Below are 21,565 nucleotides of genomic sequence, written 5' to 3'. Positions count from 1 at the left end.
TCTAAACAGCATGGCGAGAAGGTGTCCGGCCCGATAATATCGCCGGGTCTTCCCGCCGTAGCTTCCTGGGTTCCAGCTAAAACTTGATGCCGGTACCGACTAATTGCAATGAAACAATCTTGTAAGTAAACTCTGCCGGCTCCAGGCTATCCTGCTGGTGACCGGAGACTTCAGCCTGGGGATACATGAAAAACGACAGTTCGCCGAGAACACTGTCCCTTGCAAGCGTGATGTCCCTGCCATGATTAAACGCCACCCAGTTCATTTCCCATGAGCCGAACAGTTTTTCGCGCAGATCAGCCACTCGCGGGTGTGTAATCGGCAAGTTTTCGTCCAGCGCCAGTTGGCGCACATCGGCGGGGTCTACCGGCACCCAGCCCAGACCCGCAAGATAAAATTCAGCCCGGCAGTGCTGCGCGGTGCTGACATCGTCGGATTGCCCGAGGCTTTTGTGCGCGGCGGACTCATCTATGCGAATTCCATAATGATCCCTGGCGGGAACGCCTGCTGCGCGTGTCAACCCCACGAACAGAGCGTTGAGGTCGGCGCTTTTTCCGCCTAGATTGCCGCTTTCCAGCATGGACTTGATGTCGCCTCGTCCGCAGCCGCGGGCTGCCGGGTCACGGTAGGAATTATCCACCACCCAGTTGTATACAGCCTGCGCTTTCTGCAAGGGCGACTGGGCATTGGCCTCTTTAACGATCGATAAAGCAGTTTTGCGCACAATACCATCCACCGGAATATGCTTTGTGGGCTGTAGAAAATGCTTGGCATCCGAAGGAATTGTTCCTCGCTCCGAATAACGGCTCAAATCGACGAATCGATCACTAGTCTTGACGACACTGCTCACGGAAACAGTGCGCGGACCGGAGCCGCGCCACTCACCATAAAACATCGGCGAAGTTGTTCCGGGGACGTTGTCGAATCTTGCGATGTCGGCGTTGCCACTCCATACGCTGCCTTGGGAAAATTGGTGGGGAGTGTCGTTGGTATCCGGCAACGGTAGCCATAAGCGCGCTTTTTTCCCTGTGGCGGGAAGATCGATCTTATATGTCAGGCGATAAGTATGTCGCCGTGGCGGGATAACTTCTTGACCGAACACGGATGGTGCAACGGGAAATAATGCGGCGCTTACTCCCGCTAATTTGATAAAATCCCTGCGTTTCATTGCCCTCTCCCGCTATATGTGTTATCTGAAAAATTGTAAGTGCGAATCTAATCCTGTGTTCCTGCCAAGTCAACTAGTTCTATTAGTGAATTTTCATTTCTCCTGATGACCGCTATTCCTGCGGAGTTGCTCCCCGCTATCGAACTTGAAACTGGTGTGCATCCCACTCACAGCATTCTGTGGATGCATGGCCTTGGCGCGGACGGCAGCGATTTTGTTCCCATTGTGGACGAGCTCGCGCTGCCGCCGGCATCCCGCATCCGTTTTCTATTCCCGCATGCACCGATGCGATCGGTAAGCATTAATCGTGGGATGGTAATGCGCGCATGGCATGACTATGACATTATCGTGGAAGCTCCGGGCCTCCGTGAAAATATGGCAAGCTTGCACGATTCGCAACGCGCAATCGAAGCATTGATTGCGCGCGAAATAGAGCGAGGAGTCAAACCGGAGAATATCGTTCTGGCCGGGTTTTCTCAAGGAGGCGCCCTGGCATTGCAGACAGGCTTGCGTTATTCGGAAAAGCTTGCCGGTATCATGGCCTTGTCCTGCTATCTGCCCATGCCGCAAACGCTTGCAGAGGAGGGGCATCGGGCCAATTTCTCCACACCGATATTCATGGCGCATGGCGATTCAGACAGTACCATACCGCTGATATTCGCGTCCGCATCGAAACGGCAGTTGCTTGAATCGGGCTACAAGGTGGAATGGCGTGAGTATCGGATGGCACATTCCGTTTGCAAGGACGAAATGGCTGATATCAGTAAATGGCTACAACGGATATTGGTGTAGCCACAGCCTCAGCGAAGGTATTTCTCGGGGGATCAAATCGGCGCTTCGTATAGTTCTGCCAGCATGATTCCTGAAACATGGCCATGCGGTGCGCGCCCAGAATCTGTTGAGGTGTAGTGCAAATAAAAAACCCCGGCGCAACGTCAGGGCGCCAGGGCTTTGCTTGCCTATCGGGTTATTTTTGTTTGCGGCGGAAAGCGCCCAGACCGGCAAGACCCAAACCCAGGAGAGCGAGGGTGCCGGGTTCGGGAACCTGTGCCACCTGTCCCACCTGGACGACGATGGCAGAGCGGTCAACCTCCACACCTTGCCCGTCATATGCCGCCAAGGCGAAGCTGTACGCACCGGAACTGTTTGGATCAAAAGCGCCGAAACTCGGTGGCAGGAGCCCCGGCATGGCGTTACCCAGGAAATCCATGCCCAGGTTCCATGAATCCTGAAATGAACCTACAAGACTGATCTGGCCATGATCAGATTCCTCGGTATTCAAACCGGGATCAAAATCGTAGAAGAGCTTGTAGCTATAAGAGTCTACATCTGTCCCGTCCACGTAAAATGCGAAATTCCAGGTCCCGTATGGATTTGCGGGAGACGGGGCATGAGTATCTACGCCGGGGCTAGCGAAGAATGTCCCGGCGCCATCATTCGTGAGTTCGGGGTTGAAGTACCGCTGATGGGCTGTCAGGCCCAGCGTCACATCAGTGCCCGCCGCCGGACTTCCAATATTGGTAATCGCAACCGCATCGTTTGGAATACCGGTGCCGCTGAAAGTGGCGCCAGTCAGAGTACCGAATGTATCAAAGCTCTGGGTGATGGGTGCGGCCAGTGCATTACCTGCAAGCAAGCTGGCGGCAAGCAGACTGCACTTTATAGTTCTGTTCATTATTCTTCTCCAAAATAAATATCATCAGTAAGCTCGCGTGACATTATCCACATTTGTATGGTTTAAGTTGCGCGGCTCAGCCCGTTATAAGCAAGCATCGTGCCAGTATCAGGTTAAACAATGGTAATCGTATATGTAATAACGCGTTGGGGTGAATGTAAGGCCAGGACTTCTCTGTTGACTGTAAGTGTTCCCGACATTCCGGTACACATAGCAGGCAATCCCGGGTTGGCGCAAAAGTAGCAGGGCGCTCCCGATCGTTTCCACGTTCCCATGCAAACTCGGCCCGCTCACGTATAAACGGCCATCTTCACAAAATCTTTATACCTGTCTGACACTTCCTTCACACAGACTGCTTTACGCTGTGTATGGTAGGGTAATTCTCACAATTTAAACCTGAAGCGGAGGGAATCCAATGCATGCGCCTATCCAACAAGACACCGATAAGCTGTCGGGCAAATTGCCGAATGCAATATCAGCTAAAGAAAGTGGTGCGGCACAGCGGATTGCGCATATCGATGACGACCCGGATATTCGCGATACCGTCAGGCGTATTTTGATCACAAATGGATATGAAGTTGACAGCTACCAGACAATGAATGATTTCCTGGTCTCACTAAGGGATTCCCGGACGCCGCCCGATCTCGCAATTCTCGACGTGATGGTGGAAACGATGGATACGGGACTGGAAGCTTATGTAGAAGTCCGCAAACGTTTCCCGGAACTTCACATGATATTCATGACCTCTCTTGGCGAAGAAATCCGTCCCTATTTCACGGGTATATCCAACGAGTGGATATTAATCGTCGAGAAGCCGGTCGAGCCGGTCAGTTTCTTGTCCATCATTCGCAGCCGGCTGGACGATTCTGAACCTTAAAGCAGATTTTTCCCGGAGAATTTAACATGGCAATTGCCGAATTTTCCTGGGATGTATCCAAAAAGCGCTTCGCATTCCCTGGCATAGGGGTGACGGGATCGAAGCTGAGCGACGAAGTATTGATTGGCAACGCCCGCTGGTTCATTATTTTTCGGTGGGCCGTCGTCGTCGTTCTCCTTCTTTTTCAGATCTTCGCCCTTATCGCCTCAGATACCCTGACGAAAATCGGCATCACTCACCAGCAAGGATGGCCAATTGCCGTCACGGCGGTGTTATGCGTTGCAAATATTATTTACATCTATGCCCTTGATTTCCGTCGGCAGACAAAATATAACTCTCCCTCCATAAATATCTGGGTGCAAATCATTATCGACCTGCTATGCCTGTCGGTAGTCGTCCATTATGTTGGCAGCACCGCAACCCCCGTCCCGTTTTTTTATGTGTTGCATATCGCCTTATCGTGTATTTTTTTCTCGACCGTAGAAAGCCTGATTGTCACGGCACTGGTTTGCGCGATGTATGCAATTGTTTTGATCATCGAGAATCCGCTTCTCTTTCTGGCGCCTCAATCCGTACTCGTAGATTCCGGCACATCTGTCGTTACCCCGCTTAAAATCAACATTCTCTTATGGATGTTTACACTTAATGTGCTCTTTGTCATTGTCTGGTATGTGGTTTCAAGGCTGTCCATTGTCGTGCGTACCCATGAACGCCATCTCATGGATGCCTACGAGCAGATCAGTCGGGCGCAGGTTGAGAAAGACCGGTATGCCGTGTTGATGACACATCAGCTAAAGGCGCCGCTGGATGCAATCCGCAGCAAGATCAATCTGATAAAAGGAAATTATTGCGGAGAGACGTCGCCCGAGATAAAGGACGTACTGGTAAAGATCGATAATCGCGCTTCCGGCATGGCGGGTCTGATTCTGGATGTGCTCAAGCTCGAACGGCTGAAAGCCGCAGCGCGGGACACTGATAATCTGGAGTGCGTCAATATCGAAATGGTCATTCGCAAGTGCATCGATAAATTAAACCCCATCGCTAATTCACGGCACATCAATATCCAGGCATCGACCGTCGATTTCGCCGTGGAATGTATTCCCAATCAGCTTGAAATTCTTTTCGAGAATATCATTTCAAACGCGGTTGCCTATTCATACGATGGCGCCTCGGTCGAAATCGTATCCTCCGTGAACAAGCAAAGCTTATCCGCTGTGGTTACAGTTATCGATCACGGGATCGGAATCGGGGATAAGGACTTGCCGCATATCTTTGATGAATATTTCTATACTCCCCGAGCTGCCCTGCACAACAGAACGTCGAGCGGAATAGGCTTATCGATAGTCAAAACAGTAGCCGAAAATAACAAGCTGCACATCAAGGTTTCCAGCGAACAAAATGTGGGAACAGCTTTTTCCGTTATCTTTCAGCGTGTAAAAAACGAATCTGTTCCGGAAAAGGATACGCAGCAACCATCAAGTCAGATTGCTCGTCCGGTAAACTCACAAGTGGAATCGCTGGAGTCAGGCAAAAGCGGCGGTCAACTGGCGTCAACGCATTAAAAAGGCGTTGGGATAACAAGGGAACCGCAACGTTATTTTAAACACGGCGGCATCCTTTTTCCGTTCGCGCCTCACCCCAATCTACAACTCAACAGCAATTAGCTTGCCTCGTCACGACACAGGCTCAGTCAGCAATTTTTTTCTCATGATCTTGAGCTGACCCCTGTGTATCTTACTGTCGAGCCGTTTCTTTTGCGAACTACGCGTTGGTTTCGTCGGTTTACGTTTTGCGGGCAGCTCGGCTATGCTATCAACGAGCTCATACAGCCGCCTTACCGCTTCCTCGCGGTTTTTCTCCTGGCTGCGATACTGCTGCGCTTTGATAACGATAACGCCTTCCCTGGTAATCCGGTGGTCGTTCAGTTTCAGCAAACGCTCTTTGAAGTGATCAGGCAGCGAGGAAGCGCCAATGTCGAAGCGCAGATGAATCGCGCTGGATACCTTGTTGACATTTTGTCCGCCGGCTCCCTGAGCTCGAATTGCCCTGATCTCTATCTCGTTTTCTGGAATAGTAACCATATTAGATAGCTTTTCGGCACTCAACATCCTGTCAGACCCTGTTTCCGCAGATCTTCGGGACAAGGCAAAAACGGTCTCGGCGAGAAGCCGAAATCTCGCGTTGCATCAGCGTGGCTAAAGCACAGATCGGCATTCATTCGCATTGCCATTTCCGGAGTCATGCCTCGCTTACCGGGAAGCAGCGTCATGGCACGTATCGCGCCGCGAAACATCCATGTGGGCAGGATTAAAAAATGTACAGGCTTTCCGAGCGAACTAAAAATCCTCTCGACCATTTGCCGGTACGCTAACGTTTCTCCTCCACTCAAATTATATGCCTTGTTAAAGGTGGCCGGCTTCTCAAGCGCCATAAGGCATGCCGCAGCGAGATCATCGGCATGAACGGGTTGACGCAGCCCAGAAGCTTTTCCCAGCAATGGAAAGAAACCATAACGTCTGATAAAGCCAGAAATTCGCCTGACATTTTTATCCCGGACGCCATCGTAGACCAATGTTGGACGAAAGACCGTCCAGTTTATTTCAGAAGTGCTGCAAAGACGGTTTATGGCCTCTTCCGCTCCAGAGAAACGAGCCGCCAAAATCCGTTCACCTGGATCAGCAGAGTTCGCTTTGCTAAACAGACTGGTCGAACCAAAGCCGATCACGCGCCTGGTCTGGAATCTGTCCAAAACAGGCAGCAGCATTGGCAGCAGCCACAGCGGGGCCAGATGAATGAGCGCGTGTGCGTTAATCCCGGGCAGTTGTTCCGGATGACTTATGTCCGCCTGATGCCATGTCAGTTCCTGGCTGATCGTTGCCGGGTTTTTTCCAGCAGTGCGGCTGATGGCATGAACCTCGTAACCGGCATCCAACAGGCGCGGCAGCAAAAAATGTCCAATGATGCTGGTCGCGCCGGTAACAATAATTTTATGTGGGGAGGCACGTTCAGACATCGAGTTGTTCAACGCCGGGTTCAGGCTTCAAATATGAAACATTCTGGCATTCTGGCTCGGGGAGGCCAGCATTATTTTATTCTCGCCTCGGTCCAAGCAACCGCCCAGCTCGGCGAGCGCTATAAAATGCCGCCACTGCTCCAAAGCGCAACCATACTCCCAGCGCCACCAGCCACATAACGACGCCGGGATACTCATGCTGGAAGAACTTGCGGTAGAACCGCATCATCCCCTTGTGCTTGTGCCATTCCACAAAGACAGGGCGAGAGCGGCTGCATGTTCCCTTATAGTGCACAACGGGGGCATCGGGTACAAAAAGAATCTTCCATCCCTTGTTCCGAAAGCGCATGCACCAATCCAGATCCTCGCAATGGAGAAAATAACCCTCGTCCCACAGGCCGACATCCTCAACTGCCTCGCGGCGCACCAGCATGAGGGCGCCCGAAACAGCCTCCACCTCAAGCGTATCATCCGGCAAAGCCTGCTTGTGCAGATGGAAATCAAGAAACAGTTTGGGCCAGTAAGTGCTGAGGCGGTACAGCCCAAAGGCACGAACAAAGGAACGCCAGGGGGTAGGTACCGCGCGCCGGCCACCTGCCTGCTCAGTGCCATTCTCATTGATCAACAACCCGCCCACCATACCCGCCTCGGGGGCCGTTTCCAATACCTGAACCATGCGCTGCAACGAACCGGCGCTCAGAATACAGTCAGGATTGAGGAATAAGAGATAAGGTTTTGTAGCCCGGGCAGCACCGATATTACATGCAGCGGCGAAACCGAGATTGGCAGCGTTGCGAACAATCTTCAGTTTCGGCTCTTCAGGAAAACATTGAGCGCAAAGTTCCAGGCTCAAATCAGAAGACGCATTGTCCACCACAAGCACTTCAGCTGCCTGTGGCAATGCGGATTGAATGCACGCTGCCAGGAATTGCCCCGCATTATAATTTACGATGATGACTGAGACGGGGAGTCGATCCGTATAGGGATTTACCTCAGCAACCATCTATTTTCCATCTTCCTTGGCGATCCTGCTCGACGAGAAAGCGCAGCACAGGAGCACCATAAACCATGCGGGCCGCCCGTGCAAGAGATCAGCTATACCCTTTTCCGGGGAAATAGGGTTCAGGAAATTGGAAATAGATGACACCTGTTTTTCTTTCCTGAAGGTTATCCAGAGATATCAGCTTCCAGAGCGCCGAGCGAAAATATTTGCCTGACTAAATCGGCTCTCCCACGAATTATCCTTTCGGAATTGCGCCGTGATTTCTTGTTCTGTGCAGTTGGACAAGGCTTGCTCCACCACCTTTGCCATATTAGAGTTCCGATCGATAAGGTATACACCATCACTTTCCCCCTTAAACGACATCTCCCCAAAAGCTGAGCTTATTACCGGCATCCCCAGCGCCCGATATTCATAAAACTTGATAGGGTCTACAGAAGCGGTAAGTGTTGTTTTTTTGAATGGGATTAAACCGACGTGGAACTGATTCATGGCCTGTAGTGCTTCCGAGTGAGGAAGCGGAGGCTCCAGGCAAATATTAGGGGGAAGAGCCGGAGACCGCACATACATGGGGCCGATTAGACGAAAACGTGCTTCGGGAGTCGCTTCTGCCAGTGCAATGACAAGCTCCCAGTCGAACCAATGCCCAATCGTTCCGACATAACCAATCGTTGGGACTTGTGCGCCCTTCGTCCATGCTTCTGGCAGTTCAGGCAGTCTATCTGCGGCACATGCGTTCAGAACCAGGCGGACGTCGCCCGCCAAATGCCGCAACCGATCTAGTAACGCAGAAGATGATGTTAAGATCGTTGATACCTTACTTATTATCCTGTCTTCCCTGCTTGCAGTTGCGAGTCGAGACAAGCCTCCATAAAAGGCTGGATAATCGTCCATTGCATCATAAAAAGATGAACTGAAGCACTGTTTTGAGAGCAAGCGCAATGCCAGAGTTGTCGGTTTCCCAATACCCAAAACGGTTGAGTTATCTGCAAAACAATCGGCTGTCAATTCAACATGATCCCACAACAAGCGGTTAACCGCATCGGAAAATGGCAATGGTTCGATGGGTAAGGCCTTGGGTCTTATGACTGTCAGCCAGGTTGGAATATTGCAATCCATGCTGCCCGATTTTGGGCGCTGGTTCAGCAAATCGGACAGCGCCGGGAATCGACCCGGATAAGGATCAACCCAAAGAACTTCGCCATTGGTAAACGAGTGAAAATATCTGACCAGTTCGTGCGGACGCTGCGAAAAACTATTCCAGGGAACCGGGGAAAGATAAATCAAACGCACGCGGCAAAATGGTCCCGCAACACTGCGGCAATGCGTCCTGCCGCCTTGCCATCGCCATAGGGTGAAACGCCACGCGCCATCTCAGCGTAGACCATTTTGTCATCCAGCAAGTGTTGCGCTGTGCTGGTGATTTCATCAAAATCCGGCCCCACCAGCCTTACCACGCCTTCCTGAACTGCTTCAGGCCGCTCGGTCTCGCGTCGAAGAACCAGCACAGGCTTACCCAATGCGGGAGCTTCTTCCTGTACCCCACCCGAATCGCTCAGGATCAGATAAGCATGTTTCATGACCTCGACAAATGGCAGATAGTCCAGAGGTTCGCAAAGGGTGATTCTGGGATGATCACCCAGAATCTGAGAAGCCACCTCACAGACATTAGGGTTGGGGTGCAGCGGATACACAACCTGCACATCTTCATTGCGTTCCGCCAGCGCCAGAATAGCTCGACAAATCTCCCGGAATGGCTCGCCAAAATTTTCCCGGCGATGTGCCGTCACGAGAATCAAGCGCCTATCCGGATCCAGCCTGAATGGAAGGGGGATTTTGCGTTCAGCGGCGCTCAGCAACGCATCAATCACCGTATTGCCAGTCACGAATATATCACGGTTCTCAATGCCTTCCTTCAGCAGATTCTGCCTCGCGCTCTCGGTAGGGGCAAAGTGCCACTTCGTCAATCTGCCCGTCACCACCCGATTCATCTCTTCAGGAAATGGCTTTGCCATATCACCGGTGCGCAAACCCGCTTCAACATGCCCAAATGGGACCTTGTGGTAGAAACAAGCAAGCGCAATTGTCATCACTGTCGTGGTATCGCCTTGAGCAAGCACGACATCCGGCTTCTCGGCTTCAAGCACATCCTCAATGCTAAGCAACAGACGTGCGGTAAGAGCCGGCAACGCCTGATTGGGACGCATGATATCGAGGTCTATATCTGGCTCAACTTCAAAAATTCGCAGAACCTGATCCAGTAGACCTCGATGTTGTGCTGTGGCAAGAACTCGGACGTTTGCCCAAGTTTCGTTTTTCAAAGCCAGAATGACCGGTCCCATCTTAATGGCCTCCGGTCTGGTGCCGGCAACGCAAAGCACCTTCACAGTACTCACCGTAATGACTTGGTGCCCCAGCACATAAAGAAGAACTCGTTATCAGCAGAGGGCTGATTGCTTAGCTCATACTTAACATCCTTACTAACAGCCTGAACCCAAGAATGGATCCGATCAAAAGTCAGCGGGCTAGGATGCATCGACTCGTGCTCTACCGTCCGTTTTAACTCCTTCCTGATCGTGTTGACCTGTATTAAGAAGGCCCCTCCCTCTACGATCTTGGATAGCAACAGATCGAAGCAGGTTCTTGCATCAGGCGTATGATCTAGAACATTAAAGCAAATACCCAGGTCTGCCTTCGGCATTTCATCGAGTTGACTTTCGCATCCAAGATAATCGATATCGCTGCTTCTAGCATTTTTAAACAGCTTGGAATAATGTTGATTCAAGGGATCGAAAGCGTAACGCTTCAAAGCCGGAATATACTCAATCATGCCAAGGGGACCGCACCCTAGCTCAAAAATAGTCTTATTGGAAAAGCGATTTTTAGCCCAACCCGTCTTGTTATAACAGCTCGACATGAATCGCCGCTGGTGCTCAGGAAAACTTCTGGGCGGCTGCCCATTGTAGCCTTCATAGGCAACCCATCGCCAGAAAGCCAATTCCCGCAACTGAGCATTTTCGTTGCTCGTTTCAGGGGCATAGGTACCACCTAAAAGGCGGGAGATCTTATCGAGGGTTTTACGGTCAATATCTTCGCCTAAACATGGATTCATCCTGAAAAAAATCCTTATTTGCTTTATTAATGAGTAAATTTACCCGCCTTTTCTAATGCACGAATTTGAGAGAAGAATGATGCGTAGTCTTTATACGCGATTTCGCGATCCAATTTTTGCCTCAGATGCTCATCTATTTCCAACCGTGGCTTGTCTGCTGCTCTGACCATCGAATCAGCGAGCTGTTTTTCAAACTCAATATTTCTGCCGTAGACATAATTACCAAGATTAAGGTAATTTAGCCGCGTGATGTCACCAAATGGTGGCTTTATGATCTCTACTCTTTCGTACCCGTAAAACTCGTACGATGACCCGACTTCGGTTATTACACAGGGCAAGCCATTTACCATTGCTTCGCCCAAAGATAAGCTCCAACCTTCCCAATATGATGGAAGCACAAAAACGTCTGCAGCGTGATAGTATTTCGCGACACTTCTATCATAACCGGCAAGTATCACTCTGTCCTGTATATCCAGGGCGGCAATTTGTTTTTCAATCTCATCTTGGTATGATGATTCCATAACACTTCCCAATAGAACCAAACGGGCGGAAGGTTTTGTCTTTAGTACTTCTGAGAATGCGCTAACCAAGGCCAGCTGAGCTTTAGTGGCCATTATCGACGCCACATTCAAGAAAACAGGGGATCCAGAATCGATATGCCAGCGATTTCTTAGATTTTTACGATTCAGCTTGAATTTGGTATGCTCAATAGAGTCTGGATCAGTCCCGTTTGGGATAATCTTCATCTTTGAGACGTCGAGTCCCAGGACAATATCTGCATATCGTGCAGCGGTTGCGGATACACAAATATATGCAGATGTATATACGTCTGAATATTTGTATTTTGCCGTAACGTCAGGGTCAAACCAAACATAGGAATTATGAATCGTTTGTAAGAAGGGAATATTCAGAGCCACACATACTTCAGCCCCGAACACGCTGAAATGCGCATTAACTAAGCCAATGTTTCTCTTTTTAAGATAAGCCTCATACGCTTCCTTGGCCGGAGGGCAGCCGAAAGATGTTACATCCAGATCTTGCTCGCGCGCTACAGCCGCAGCGTTGCCCTCCTTTCCGAGGATAGCAATTGACACCTCAGTGCCTAGTTTCTTTAACGATACGGCCAGATCGATGACGACATTTTCCATTCCGCCCTGAGTAAAATTATCCACTTGAAGCAGGACACGATGCCGAGCATTGCTGGAAAATTGCTCCTTGGATGGTAGCCTATGCCGCTCTTCCGCCTTTCTTGTCGTATTCAGGAGACATTTATTTTTATAAAATGCGACCACTGCGGTATGTGCCCGAGCAGAAGTGGCGTCAAATATCGGCAAATCGGTTACCAACCGAACGCGTGCTGCAATTTTCTCGTCGCCCGCGAGAACCATAGTGCTTTCTGGGCATAGACGTTTTAGTTTTACGTAGTCTGCGGCCATATCGTCAAAAATTACAACCAGGTAATTTTCAGCACGATGCGATACAACGAAGTATTTTTCAAGTGTGTTAATTCCGATTATTATCAAGGTCGACTTGGGGGTAGATTGATTATCCACGTCTTCAATATTACTAATGCTGTGGTGGTCGACACCGAATAAGGTCAACCACTTGAAACCAACATCATCTACTGCGTACGCTATCGGCGTTTTATATAGCTTCGCCCGTTCCTTTTCGTACCCTATCAGCGCGCTGACTTTTTCAAAAATCCGGTGTCCATGCGCATTCGCACTCAGGGTATTGTCGTGAACCCTGTACCGATATAGGCATTTCTCTTTTCCTAAATGATCTATTTTGAAGAACGCGTTGATCCGCATCCAATAATCATAATCTTCCACTCCTAGCTGGGGGTCATACTCACCCAGACATCTTCCAATCCACCCCCTATACATAAAACAAGGCCCGATAAAATTATCCTGAACTGTATTTAGCGTTCTGACTGACCTGGGAAGACGTATTTCACCCGTAGTTGGAAAGGGGCGATTATGAGCGCGCCATGTTGGGTCTTGAAGTAACTCCCCGCGGTCATCAATAGCTAGGTAATCCGCATAGACCATATCAACCGTTGGCTCCGACTGTAATTTCTCAACCAACAGTTCCAGCATCGTCGGCTCCATGAGATTATCAGCAGACGTCCAGGTCCAAAATTCACCTTGTGCATAGGCAAATCCATTGGTCAGTGCCTTAGGTAATTTCTGGTTGGGTTGACTATATATCCTCACTTTCAGATTATCGGCATAACGCTCAAGAACAGCCTCTACGTCGTCTGTCGAGCCATCATTTATTACGATGAGTTCAAATTGCTTGTAAGTCTGCGCTAAAACGCTTTCAATCGATTCGCCAAGCAGGTTGGCTTGGTTATATACGGGCAGTACTACGCTTACTAAACCCACCTTCAGGCCGCAGCATGCAGGCTTCATCGTTGGATCTAGTTGGCCTAGTGCTTCAGGAGTAGGCGCCTGAATTCCTGGCCTGGAGCTGCTTTGACCAGAGTAAACAAACTCCAGTAGCGCATTTCTGCAAGATGCCTTAACCTTTAGTGGAATCGGCAACTTTCTTCCTGCGATTCTTACTAACTGATATAAGAGTTGCTTCGACGAGGGAAGAGAAACTCCATGTCGAGCGGCCCTTGAAAGTCCTCTAAGTGGTCTCGTAAGTTTCCATGAATTACTTTGAAGAATATTTTCAAGCCTTGCAAATAAAGCCGCAGATTCAGCACGGAGTTGACTGTTAACGGAACTCAGTTCATGAATATGGTTGGAGCGCTCTGTAAGAGTCTGCTCAAGGTTTGCGATCTGCTGGCTATGTTCAGCAATGATCTTATTAAGTTCAGCTTTGGAATATTCGGCGATTTTGGTTTCTGAGGTCAGGCAATTGGGTAACACTTGAGGGTTAATAAGAAGCGAAGGTTCTGTTTCAACAATGTGCGCGATTGAGGTAATTTGATAGCTCGGCTCATCATTGTCAATGCATAAGAAATCGGGGGTACTTCGATCCTCTAACCGTTGAAGTTCACGTAGTGTGCGATAAAGCGCTTTAGCGAGTGAATGAATATCCGTGTTTGCATAAACCTGCTCGTCAGTCTGTTTATGATGAACCAAGGTATCCGCGAATTCAGGTGCGGCGCCAGAACTGGAAGCAGTACTATCATCTATAGATAGAAATTCTGCGAGTTCCCTATCGAGCTGAAGCGGCGACTGGCTCGCATTCTCAAAAAACACAAATTTACGCTTGAAGCCTCGCGTGTTAGCTATCGCTGAGGCCACGTGTAAAAACCAGAGTTCACTGCCATGCCGTATCGCAATACCGTTACGCCGCAGTAACGACTCGGCGACCGCCAGTGGGTTTCTGATGGTTATAATATAATGGGTGGGGAGGAAGATTTGCCTCCAAAATGGAAGCAGGAGGCTTGTTCTCGGGTCTTTCCACCCCCAAGCCGGGGATGTTCCGAACTTCGTATCTACAAGAAGTTTCGCTTTAGCCCTGAAAGGATCGAGCAAAGAAGACGTTTCCCAACCTGATTCGAGAAAAGGCGGACGCATATGATCTCCGCCGAGCGCAATTAATATTTCTTCTCCGAGGTAGGATAGGTCTTTATTTTCATGATAGCCGAGTTCGTTATAGGCGTCTCCCTCAATAAGTTCCTCGTCATGCCCAAAGTCGATTCCCATTCCGCGGATACGGCCAGCCACATACGAGCTCCCAGACCGATGCATTCCCAATATGCAAACGATGGTCTTTTCCATGAGCGCCTATAACTTTCTGAACGCAGCAATATGTTGACCGCGGGGATGTCCCCAGTCACCAATATTTTCAAACTTGAAACCGGCTCGCTGGGCAAGGGCCGAAATTTCATTTACGGTGTAGTGAAAGCAAGCATGAGAATGCGACCTTGACGGGTTTGAAGCCCGGGTCTCACTCGGGAAATAGGTTGCGAATAGCACAAATCCTTCGTGCACAAATTCACGCAAGTTTTTCAAGCAAAGGTCGATATCATCCTGCGTAAGATGCGTGAAAATCGATTGCGCAATCGCCATTGTCGGAATCCTCGAGAATTTGACGAACTCAAATTCCGCAGATATCACAAACTCGGGTTTTTTTTCCAAATAAGCTTCAATACCAAGCTCGGTGGCAACGCCCAGGATAATTAGCGATAGTTCCTTGTCTATGCCAAGATAATTTTTCTCGGCCAGGAAATTTATAAATAGGCACCCTCCACGCAAGGATCCACAACCAATATCCAGGAGTAACGTATCTTCGGTAAGCCCGTTTTTTAGCAGAAATTCGAACTGAAGTCTTCCAATTTCATCCCAATATTGATCATTGCCGCCCACATAGCTTCTATGGCCTTCCGCGGCAACTTGTATAATACCTTCCCCACGAATTTCAAACATATTGTCTTGGCAGTTCGATAAAGAGATTTTATATTCCCGCTGGGGCTTTTTTATCAAGGAGCACATCAACAAATGTAATATCCAGACGTTCAACCCTTTTCAGGGTTGAGTTATTGCTAACTGGAATATGGAATTTGAGTAACAGCTTAATAACAGAACTCATACTGATATTTCGGTAATCACCATGTTAAATTCAAGGTCAGCAAGGCCATAAAACTGATTGTGCGGCCGAACGACAAAATGTATCGAGTCATAACGCCGATCATGCGGGATTGTTTCCTCATTTTCCCGCGTAACAACGCCTAGGGAAATAAAATAATCACCTGGACCAAGTCCGCATCTAAACTCGGACTCCGCGTGCACTACTGACCCAATTTTCAAAAGCACCTGCAGATCCCGAAGACCGACAAGTTCCGAGTTGGTTCCGGCTACCGTTACGCCATCCTTTGTCTTGATGGTGATCCCTAGCATCGGACGTAGCATATTACGGTGAAATTTCACTGATATTGCGAGTGTGACGCTTTGCCCAGCAGTAATTGCTGAGGGATAGGGCTTATCGTCCGCTGCCAGAAAAAAATCGAGAATAGACGCTGTACCATCGCCCCAACGGTATTCGTGGGAATTGTATCCCGCACGGGTGGCAAAGACGTCATCCGCTTTGCTTAGTTGATAAGCAGCTTTAACCTTGGCGGCAACTTGCGCAGATTCATCTGATGGTTGCACTCGCGAAGTACCAATGTCACGTTTTTCCTTGCCAAATAGCAAATCCATATACCGGTTTATCACCCGTCTCGGTTCGCCTGCTTCAAGCTGCATTCCACCGTTCAGCAAGATCGCGGAGGAGCAATGTGTCACTATTTGATCGCTTGAGTGAGTGACAAGCAAAATGCTTGTGCCACCCTCCTTAAGTTGTTGCAGACGTGTGAAACACTTGGCCTGGAATTTTGCATCTCCAACAGAGAGCGCCTCATCAACAATAAGAATATCGGGGTCGATTTGGGCCTGTACGGCAAAGGCCAAGCGCACCGACATGCCGCTAGAATACGTCTTGACGGGTTGATCAATAAACTGGCCAATATCCGCAAACGACACGATGGCATCAAAATACTCATCGACCTCATTGCGGCTTAATCCAAGCACAGCACCGTTCATGTAGACGTTTTCTCGCCCTGTAAAATCCGGGTTGAATCCCGAGCCCAACTCCAGAAGGGCTGCAATACGGCCTTTGGTTTCCACACTGCCAGCAGAGGGCGCGAGCGTACCGCAGATGATTTGCAACAGAGTAGATTTACCCGAACCATTGCGCCCGATGATGCCTACGGTTTCGCCTTTTTTGATTTCAAACGAAATATCCCTTAACGCCCAAAATTCACGAAAATATTTTTTAGGCGTCTGCTTCACCAGCCGTTGCAAGCGAGGAACAATAAACTGCTTGAGGCGGTCGCGGGGGACATCATAAATCTGGTAGCATTTGGATATATTCTGGACGCGGATGACGATATCGCCAGGGAGGGCGACGTAACCGGAACTCATTAGAACACTTTCAGCGCAGAAGCTTTTCTCTTCATCCTGCTATTTTTGCTCTTCTTCTGAAGCCGGTATGACGCAGGGTGTATTTCGCATGTTGCCGGTTTCAGAGAACATTGATCAAATTCCTTTCTGTCTTGCGCTTGTTATCATCTCAATTTGCAGGAACTGGCTCCAGCATAACTGGCAGCTTCCGGGGTTCCTGTAGGTATGCGAGCTGGCGCGCTGTGCTCAACTTTTTGAGGTTTACGTGCATGACACTCTTCTATGCTGGTCGATGCCAATACGATAGCGAAAAAACTGGCATCTGCCAACATACATTGTAGATACTTCAAGTGATGGGTAAAGCCACTGTTGGCAAATAGGCCAGAGCTTGCCTGTTTAGGCGTAAGGATAATCAAGTCAATATTTGTGGATGTAAAATGTCAGATATTCCTTGTGGCGATCCGCCAGTTATGCTGGTTTCTCAAGAGAATGGTCAAGAAATTGGAAATGACGCTCTATTTTTCTTTTTTGGAGGTAAATATCCCGTAGAGATGTCAGCTTCCAGAGCACAGTGTGAAAATATTTGCCAGACTAAGCCGAATCGACCACGAATAATTCTCTCGGAATTGCGTCATGCTTTCTCGATCAGAGCAGTTGGCCAAGGCTTGCTCCACCGCTTTTGCTATATCATACTGATCGGTTGCAAGCCATCTTTCTTAACGCCATCAGAAAAAGAGGCTCATTGTATTGCGAAGGTCGCGCCGGGATGGCGTTGATCTGGTAGGTTGTCCCCAATAGCCGGATGGAGTACTTGCGCTGATAATCGTACACCGAGCGGAACCTCGCCAGTCCTGCTCTTGTCAGCCCGTCTGGTCTTACGATAGCGACTACGTGTTGCCTCAAGATAGATCCGTTTCTCATGTCTTACCCATGTCGGTAACCCCCGTTTGATTCGGTTACCAACAATTTGAGGCAACGTATCCTCTTAATGGCACTCCTTCGGTTACTTTTTTTTGAGGCAATTCGACAGTACTCTCTCTGAAAAATTGCCGTTTCAGTTAAGCTATAATCGTAACGGCATTCAATATCGAAACATTTGCGCTAGAACGGCCTTTTATCCAGAGCGCGCCAGATGTCCACAATAGTAGCTCGCCGATTAGCTTGAATTCTCCGCCGCTTGTGCCACATTCGAGGAATACCTTTAATTGCGTCCCGCTTTGCCCGCCATATCACTTTGCCTTGTCCGCGTGTGGAGAAATGTACTATGGTTACAAAATTTAAAAGTATATGTAGTGGAAGTAGTGCCCAGAACAAAACCCCCGGCATATTCTTGATAAATGTCCAGACCAGATTTCGATGGCCGTGATAAACAGAAAAATCACTATGTCTCCCACCAGAACTTGCTGCTCCAACGTGATGCACTACCGCATTCGGGACATATATAGAAGTGTGCCCTGCAAGCCGCAATCGAAACCCAAGGTCAATATCCTCGACGTAACAAAAATAGTCTTCATCAAACCCGCCCGTTCTTACTAAAGCATCGCGGCGATAAAGTACCGCGCAAGCACACGGAGAGAAAATTTCACAGGCAATATCATCCCCAGCGCATTTGACACGACTATGTCCATCACGCCAGACTAATCCGGAAATGTGATAAATATCTCCGATACCATCCAGTTTGGTGGGTGCCTCATGTACCATTTGCCGTGATCCGAAAACAGCTACATTGGGGTGTGCACGTGCAGTAGAGACCAAGTTCATTAACCAGTCCGCGGCGGGAAAGGCATCCGGGTTCAGTAAGGCTACAAGGTCCGTATCACACTCATCCAGTGCGCGGTTATTAGCCCCCGCAAAGCCCAGGTTAGCGCCAAGCATTCGCACAGTGACCCTAGGTACTTGCCGTGCTCGTTCAGCTGAGCCACCAGTACTGCCATTGTCCATGACGAGGATGCGAGCGGGTAGAAGTGATTGTTGAGTCAAATGCACGAGGCACTTATCCAGTAAAGTACCGCCATTCCAGTTAACAATAACAACTGTAACGGTACCCATGTCAATGAGTAATTTTTATAAGATAATTTCCCGCATCGCGCAGGTTATCTATGCTATTAGTGTATGGTGGCACGTTCTGCCCATTTCTATCTGACCGGTACAGAATATTGTGTCCCACTCCAGCATCAATTCCTGCTTCTATACCTGATTTGACTAGAGTAGATAATGCGAGGTTTAGCTCATGTTCCTGTGCAGCTTCCATAATTATGCCTAGTCCGGATTTACGAAAGATTGATTCCTGCATATAGTCGTCTATTTCATAGTCAGGGTGAAAAGGACAAAAATAAGCCTGTTCAATTTTTATTCCTTGAGCCAGAAACTCACCGCATATCCAGTATGTAAGCTCATGGAATTTTGTTCCGCATAATGACCACGGCCAATACCTGCTTGATTAGTGACTATAAAGATAAGTAATTAAGCTCAATTGCTTTTCGACAAAAATCGAAAATGCCCTCGACAATTCAAATCGCTCTCAACGGTAGGCATACCCATAATCGATATTGATCACATCGTCATGATCAATAAAAAGTGGACGTGGTTTGATTGCCATGGGAAAGAAAATCATATTGAGCGCGGTCGTAATCATCGGAAATGCTAATGTCTATCAAATAGGCATCTGTCAGGAATGTTCTCAGTGATAGTCACCGCAGCGGCGTTGCAGCAATTTCAAAACTGAACTTACCCGATAGGTTAAAGGTGGCGGATTCAACTTTGAATCCGAGCCTTTATTCGAATGATTAATAGAGATGGAGCAAGAATATTTTCACATTAACTGTCGACTATGCGAGACTCATACCGGCTTCAAAAACACGATCCTCTGAAATGGATCCGCAGAATACGAGCGCTCCCCGACAACCTCCCAGCTATTCCAGTGCTTGGAAATGTAATCGCAAGAAATAGATGTATCACCATAAGTCACCTCGCCATCAATGGGAGGACGAACGTGTGGTGTAAAGGCGAAACCACCCAGCCTGTGCTCATTCTTCATCTTCTCGATATCTACAAGGTTTTGTTTCTGATCATGAGCGTCCCAGTATTCGATTGGTCTCGTGGTTACAGCAAGCAACCCTTGCGCAGAAATTACATCGCGTAATGCGGATGTAACGGCAAGGCTAGTTCTTTCGGATAAGTGGGTAAACACAGAAAAAGCGTAGATAAAGTCAAATTTCACCCCGTCGTAAGGAACACGCTTCGGGATTTCGTCACAAATTTTCAAATTTCCGCGCACATGGGAATCTGTGCATAAATTCAGCGAACGCTCCCAAGCATCGCAACCGTAGATATTTTCTGGGAGGCTATATTTATACAGAAGTCTAATCAGACGCCCCCATCCACATCCATAGTCAAGGATTTTAGAACTTTGTAGGCTTGAGTCGATATTTTGTCCATAAAACTCAGCTACTGTTCGAATAAAAGCAATCGATTGCTTCATTAATGCCTTGCCAGAGTTGCCGGTCCAAGCCACTTGTATTTCATCTGCCGGCATTGAGGGGAGAGAGGCCTTGAGGGACGGATAGTGCTCAAGAGGATCGAGCAATAGAATCCCCAGATCCTCCAGAGTCATTTTCTGGATTGCCTGGTACAACTTTACTTCTGATTCTTTAGAAATTTGTTCGAGCTCTACATAATTCATATTCATGCCTTTCCTTTCGGTTCATCTGCTTTGTAAAATATTTTCGATACGATCCCTATACCGCAACCCTATTTGGCGATAGCTGAAATTCATCAGCATATGAAGCCGTGCCTTCCTGCCAATATCCCGCCCTCTTTGCGGATCATCAATTAATTCGGCCATGTACCGACTTGCCTCATCGATATTGGGCTCTGCCCAGAACTGATCCTGGTAGTATGGGTAATCCCCATCAAGCAATGGAATCAAGTTGTAACTGACGTTAAATGCAACATCCGCATTCATGAATTCCATGTTGCCCGAAAAAGCTGTAGCAATGACAGGCTTGCCGAACACCATAGCCTCCGCGATGCCACGGCCAAATCCTTCTGATCGGTGGAGAGAGACAAAGCAATCACAACAGCGCACCAAATTTTTTACTTCATTGTCAGACATCACCCGATGGAGGAAAGTGACATGATGAATCATGTTGCTCAGCTCCTGTCGCAATTGCGATACGATCTGGGGGGCTAATTCTGCCCCATTAATCTTCAAGACCAATCGAGTTTTGGCGAAAGGCCGTAGTGACAAAAGACGTCGGAAAGCCTCAACTACTGCTTGAGGGTTCTTTCGTTTTGAATACGAACGTACATCGAAAAAGAAGAGAAAGACATACTCCGACTCGGGGATTCCGAAATAGCGTCTTGAGAGAAATGATGAAAGCAAAATCTCGCAAGCCAAGGGCATGTGGATAACCGGCTGAGTACAAACCGACTCAAGCGCTTCTTGTATAAATCGCGATGGTGCCCATATCTCGGCAAAACGATCAAGCTGGGCTGCCCATTCTTTGGGATACCTCTCCAGTTCCCATGCTGGATAGACAATATTGTAGCCGCTCCATTTCCGATGGTATGATAAATGATCTAAGGATTGATCGACCTCATCTCCATTAATGTGAAAAATGTTGATATCAGACGGCGTATCTTTGCACGCGTTAGAAAACTCAGTTAATTCGTCTGTATCTGGGGCGATCAATCCATAAATATCTCTTAGCGCAGGTTTCATTGCGGCACTTCGCAACGCCCGATAGGTGCAACGCACATCTTCTCCACGCCCAGTTGGTGCGTATGGATGTCCCACTAGGCAGATTTTATGGCTCAAG

At 48.6% G+C, this 21,565-nt stretch carries 19 protein-coding genes; 4 read left to right on the top strand and 15 right to left on the bottom strand.

Annotated elements, in window-relative coordinates:
- Positions 1–76: 76 nt before the first annotated feature.
- Complete coding sequence (locus BMX66_RS10105) at positions 77–1,168, bottom strand: transglutaminase-like domain-containing protein (RefSeq protein WP_090881790.1); 1,092 nt, start codon at positions 1,166–1,168, stop codon at positions 77–79.
- 105 nt (positions 1,169–1,273) lie between these two features.
- Between BMX66_RS10105 and BMX66_RS10100 the strand changes: the two genes are divergently transcribed.
- Positions 1,274–1,960: an alpha/beta hydrolase gene (locus BMX66_RS10100; protein WP_090881788.1), complete on the top strand. Its 687-nt coding sequence runs from the start codon at positions 1,274–1,276 to the stop codon at positions 1,958–1,960.
- A 175-nt stretch (positions 1,961–2,135) separates the two neighbouring features.
- Here the strand turns inward: BMX66_RS10100 and BMX66_RS15810 are convergent, their stop codons facing one another.
- The gene (locus BMX66_RS15810; RefSeq protein ID WP_090881787.1) at positions 2,136–2,843 is read right to left on the bottom strand and encodes a PEP-CTERM sorting domain-containing protein; all 708 of its coding nucleotides are present in this window, start codon (positions 2,841–2,843) and stop codon (positions 2,136–2,138) included.
- 415 nt (positions 2,844–3,258) lie between these two features.
- Here BMX66_RS15810 and BMX66_RS10090 point away from each other — a divergent pair, with 415 nt between their 5' ends.
- Both BMX66_RS10090 and BMX66_RS10085 read left to right on the top strand, forming a co-directional pair.
- A complete protein-coding gene (locus tag BMX66_RS10090; protein WP_090881785.1) occupies positions 3,259–3,720 on the top strand; it encodes a response regulator in 462 nt (153 codons plus the stop codon).
- A gap of 26 nt (positions 3,721–3,746) precedes the next feature.
- On the top strand, positions 3,747–5,282 hold the full coding sequence (locus BMX66_RS10085) for a sensor histidine kinase (RefSeq protein WP_090881783.1): 1,536 nt from the start codon (positions 3,747–3,749) through the stop codon (positions 5,280–5,282).
- Positions 5,283–5,393: 111 nt separating this feature from the next.
- On the opposite strand, the gene arfB is transcribed toward BMX66_RS10085, so the two are convergent.
- The 9 genes from arfB to BMX66_RS10040 form a co-directional block, all read right to left on the bottom strand.
- A complete protein-coding gene (gene arfB / locus BMX66_RS10080; protein ID WP_090881781.1) occupies positions 5,394–5,828 on the bottom strand; it encodes an alternative ribosome rescue aminoacyl-tRNA hydrolase ArfB in 435 nt (144 codons plus the stop codon).
- On the bottom strand, positions 5,822–6,733 hold the full coding sequence (locus tag BMX66_RS10075) for an SDR family oxidoreductase (protein ID WP_090881779.1): 912 nt from the start codon (positions 6,731–6,733) through the stop codon (positions 5,822–5,824). Before BMX66_RS10075 ends, arfB begins: the two co-directional genes overlap by 7 nt.
- 76 nt (positions 6,734–6,809) lie before the next feature.
- Positions 6,810–7,736, bottom strand: coding sequence for a glycosyltransferase family 2 protein (locus tag BMX66_RS10070; protein ID WP_090881777.1), 927 nt, complete (start codon positions 7,734–7,736; stop codon positions 6,810–6,812).
- A 177-nt stretch (positions 7,737–7,913) separates the two neighbouring features.
- A complete protein-coding gene (locus BMX66_RS10065) occupies positions 7,914–9,026 on the bottom strand; it encodes a glycosyltransferase family protein (RefSeq protein WP_090881775.1) in 1,113 nt (370 codons plus the stop codon).
- Entirely contained in the window at positions 9,017–10,114 is a 1,098-nt protein-coding gene (wecB, locus tag BMX66_RS10060) for a non-hydrolyzing UDP-N-acetylglucosamine 2-epimerase (RefSeq protein ID WP_304528645.1), read from the bottom strand. The genes BMX66_RS10065 and wecB overlap by 10 nt, the downstream gene beginning before the upstream one ends.
- 11 nt (positions 10,115–10,125) lie before the next feature.
- Positions 10,126–10,845: a methyltransferase domain-containing protein gene (locus tag BMX66_RS10055; RefSeq protein ID WP_090881771.1), complete on the bottom strand. Its 720-nt coding sequence runs from the start codon at positions 10,843–10,845 to the stop codon at positions 10,126–10,128.
- Positions 10,846–10,871: 26 nt separating this feature from the next.
- Entirely contained in the window at positions 10,872–14,531 is a 3,660-nt protein-coding gene (locus BMX66_RS10050; protein WP_158593413.1) for a glycosyltransferase, read from the bottom strand.
- Positions 14,532–14,591: 60 nt separating this feature from the next.
- On the bottom strand, positions 14,592–15,233 hold the full coding sequence (locus BMX66_RS10045) for a hypothetical protein (RefSeq protein ID WP_090881768.1): 642 nt from the start codon (positions 15,231–15,233) through the stop codon (positions 14,592–14,594).
- A 159-nt stretch (positions 15,234–15,392) separates the two neighbouring features.
- Positions 15,393–16,634: an ABC transporter ATP-binding protein gene (locus tag BMX66_RS10040; RefSeq protein ID WP_255398899.1), complete on the bottom strand. Its 1,242-nt coding sequence runs from the start codon at positions 16,632–16,634 to the stop codon at positions 15,393–15,395.
- Between the two features lie 548 nt (positions 16,635–17,182).
- Between BMX66_RS10040 and BMX66_RS15365 the strand changes: the two genes are divergently transcribed.
- A complete protein-coding gene (locus BMX66_RS15365; RefSeq protein WP_143058222.1) occupies positions 17,183–17,521 on the top strand; it encodes a hypothetical protein in 339 nt (112 codons plus the stop codon).
- Between the two features lie 325 nt (positions 17,522–17,846).
- Here BMX66_RS15365 and BMX66_RS10035 read toward each other — a convergent pair whose 3' ends face one another.
- From BMX66_RS10035 to BMX66_RS10020, 4 genes are all read right to left on the bottom strand, one after another.
- On the bottom strand, positions 17,847–18,794 hold the full coding sequence (locus tag BMX66_RS10035) for a glycosyltransferase family 2 protein (protein WP_090881764.1): 948 nt from the start codon (positions 18,792–18,794) through the stop codon (positions 17,847–17,849).
- 1 nt (position 18,795) lies between these two features.
- Positions 18,796–18,996: a hypothetical protein gene (locus BMX66_RS15665; protein ID WP_147432049.1), complete on the bottom strand. Its 201-nt coding sequence runs from the start codon at positions 18,994–18,996 to the stop codon at positions 18,796–18,798.
- 588 nt (positions 18,997–19,584) lie between these two features.
- A complete protein-coding gene (locus BMX66_RS10025) occupies positions 19,585–20,433 on the bottom strand; it encodes a class I SAM-dependent methyltransferase (RefSeq protein WP_090881760.1) in 849 nt (282 codons plus the stop codon).
- Between the two features lie 15 nt (positions 20,434–20,448).
- Positions 20,449–21,564: a glycosyltransferase family 4 protein gene (locus BMX66_RS10020; RefSeq protein WP_199679315.1), complete on the bottom strand. Its 1,116-nt coding sequence runs from the start codon at positions 21,562–21,564 to the stop codon at positions 20,449–20,451.
- Between the last annotated feature and the right edge of the window lies 1 nt (position 21,565).

The organism is Nitrosovibrio sp. Nv6 (genome assembly GCF_900110495.1).
Lineage (GTDB): Bacteria > Pseudomonadota > Gammaproteobacteria > Burkholderiales > Nitrosomonadaceae > Nitrosospira.
Note: the sequence above shows the minus strand (reverse complement) of the source record. Positions and strands in the feature narration are given on the sequence as shown.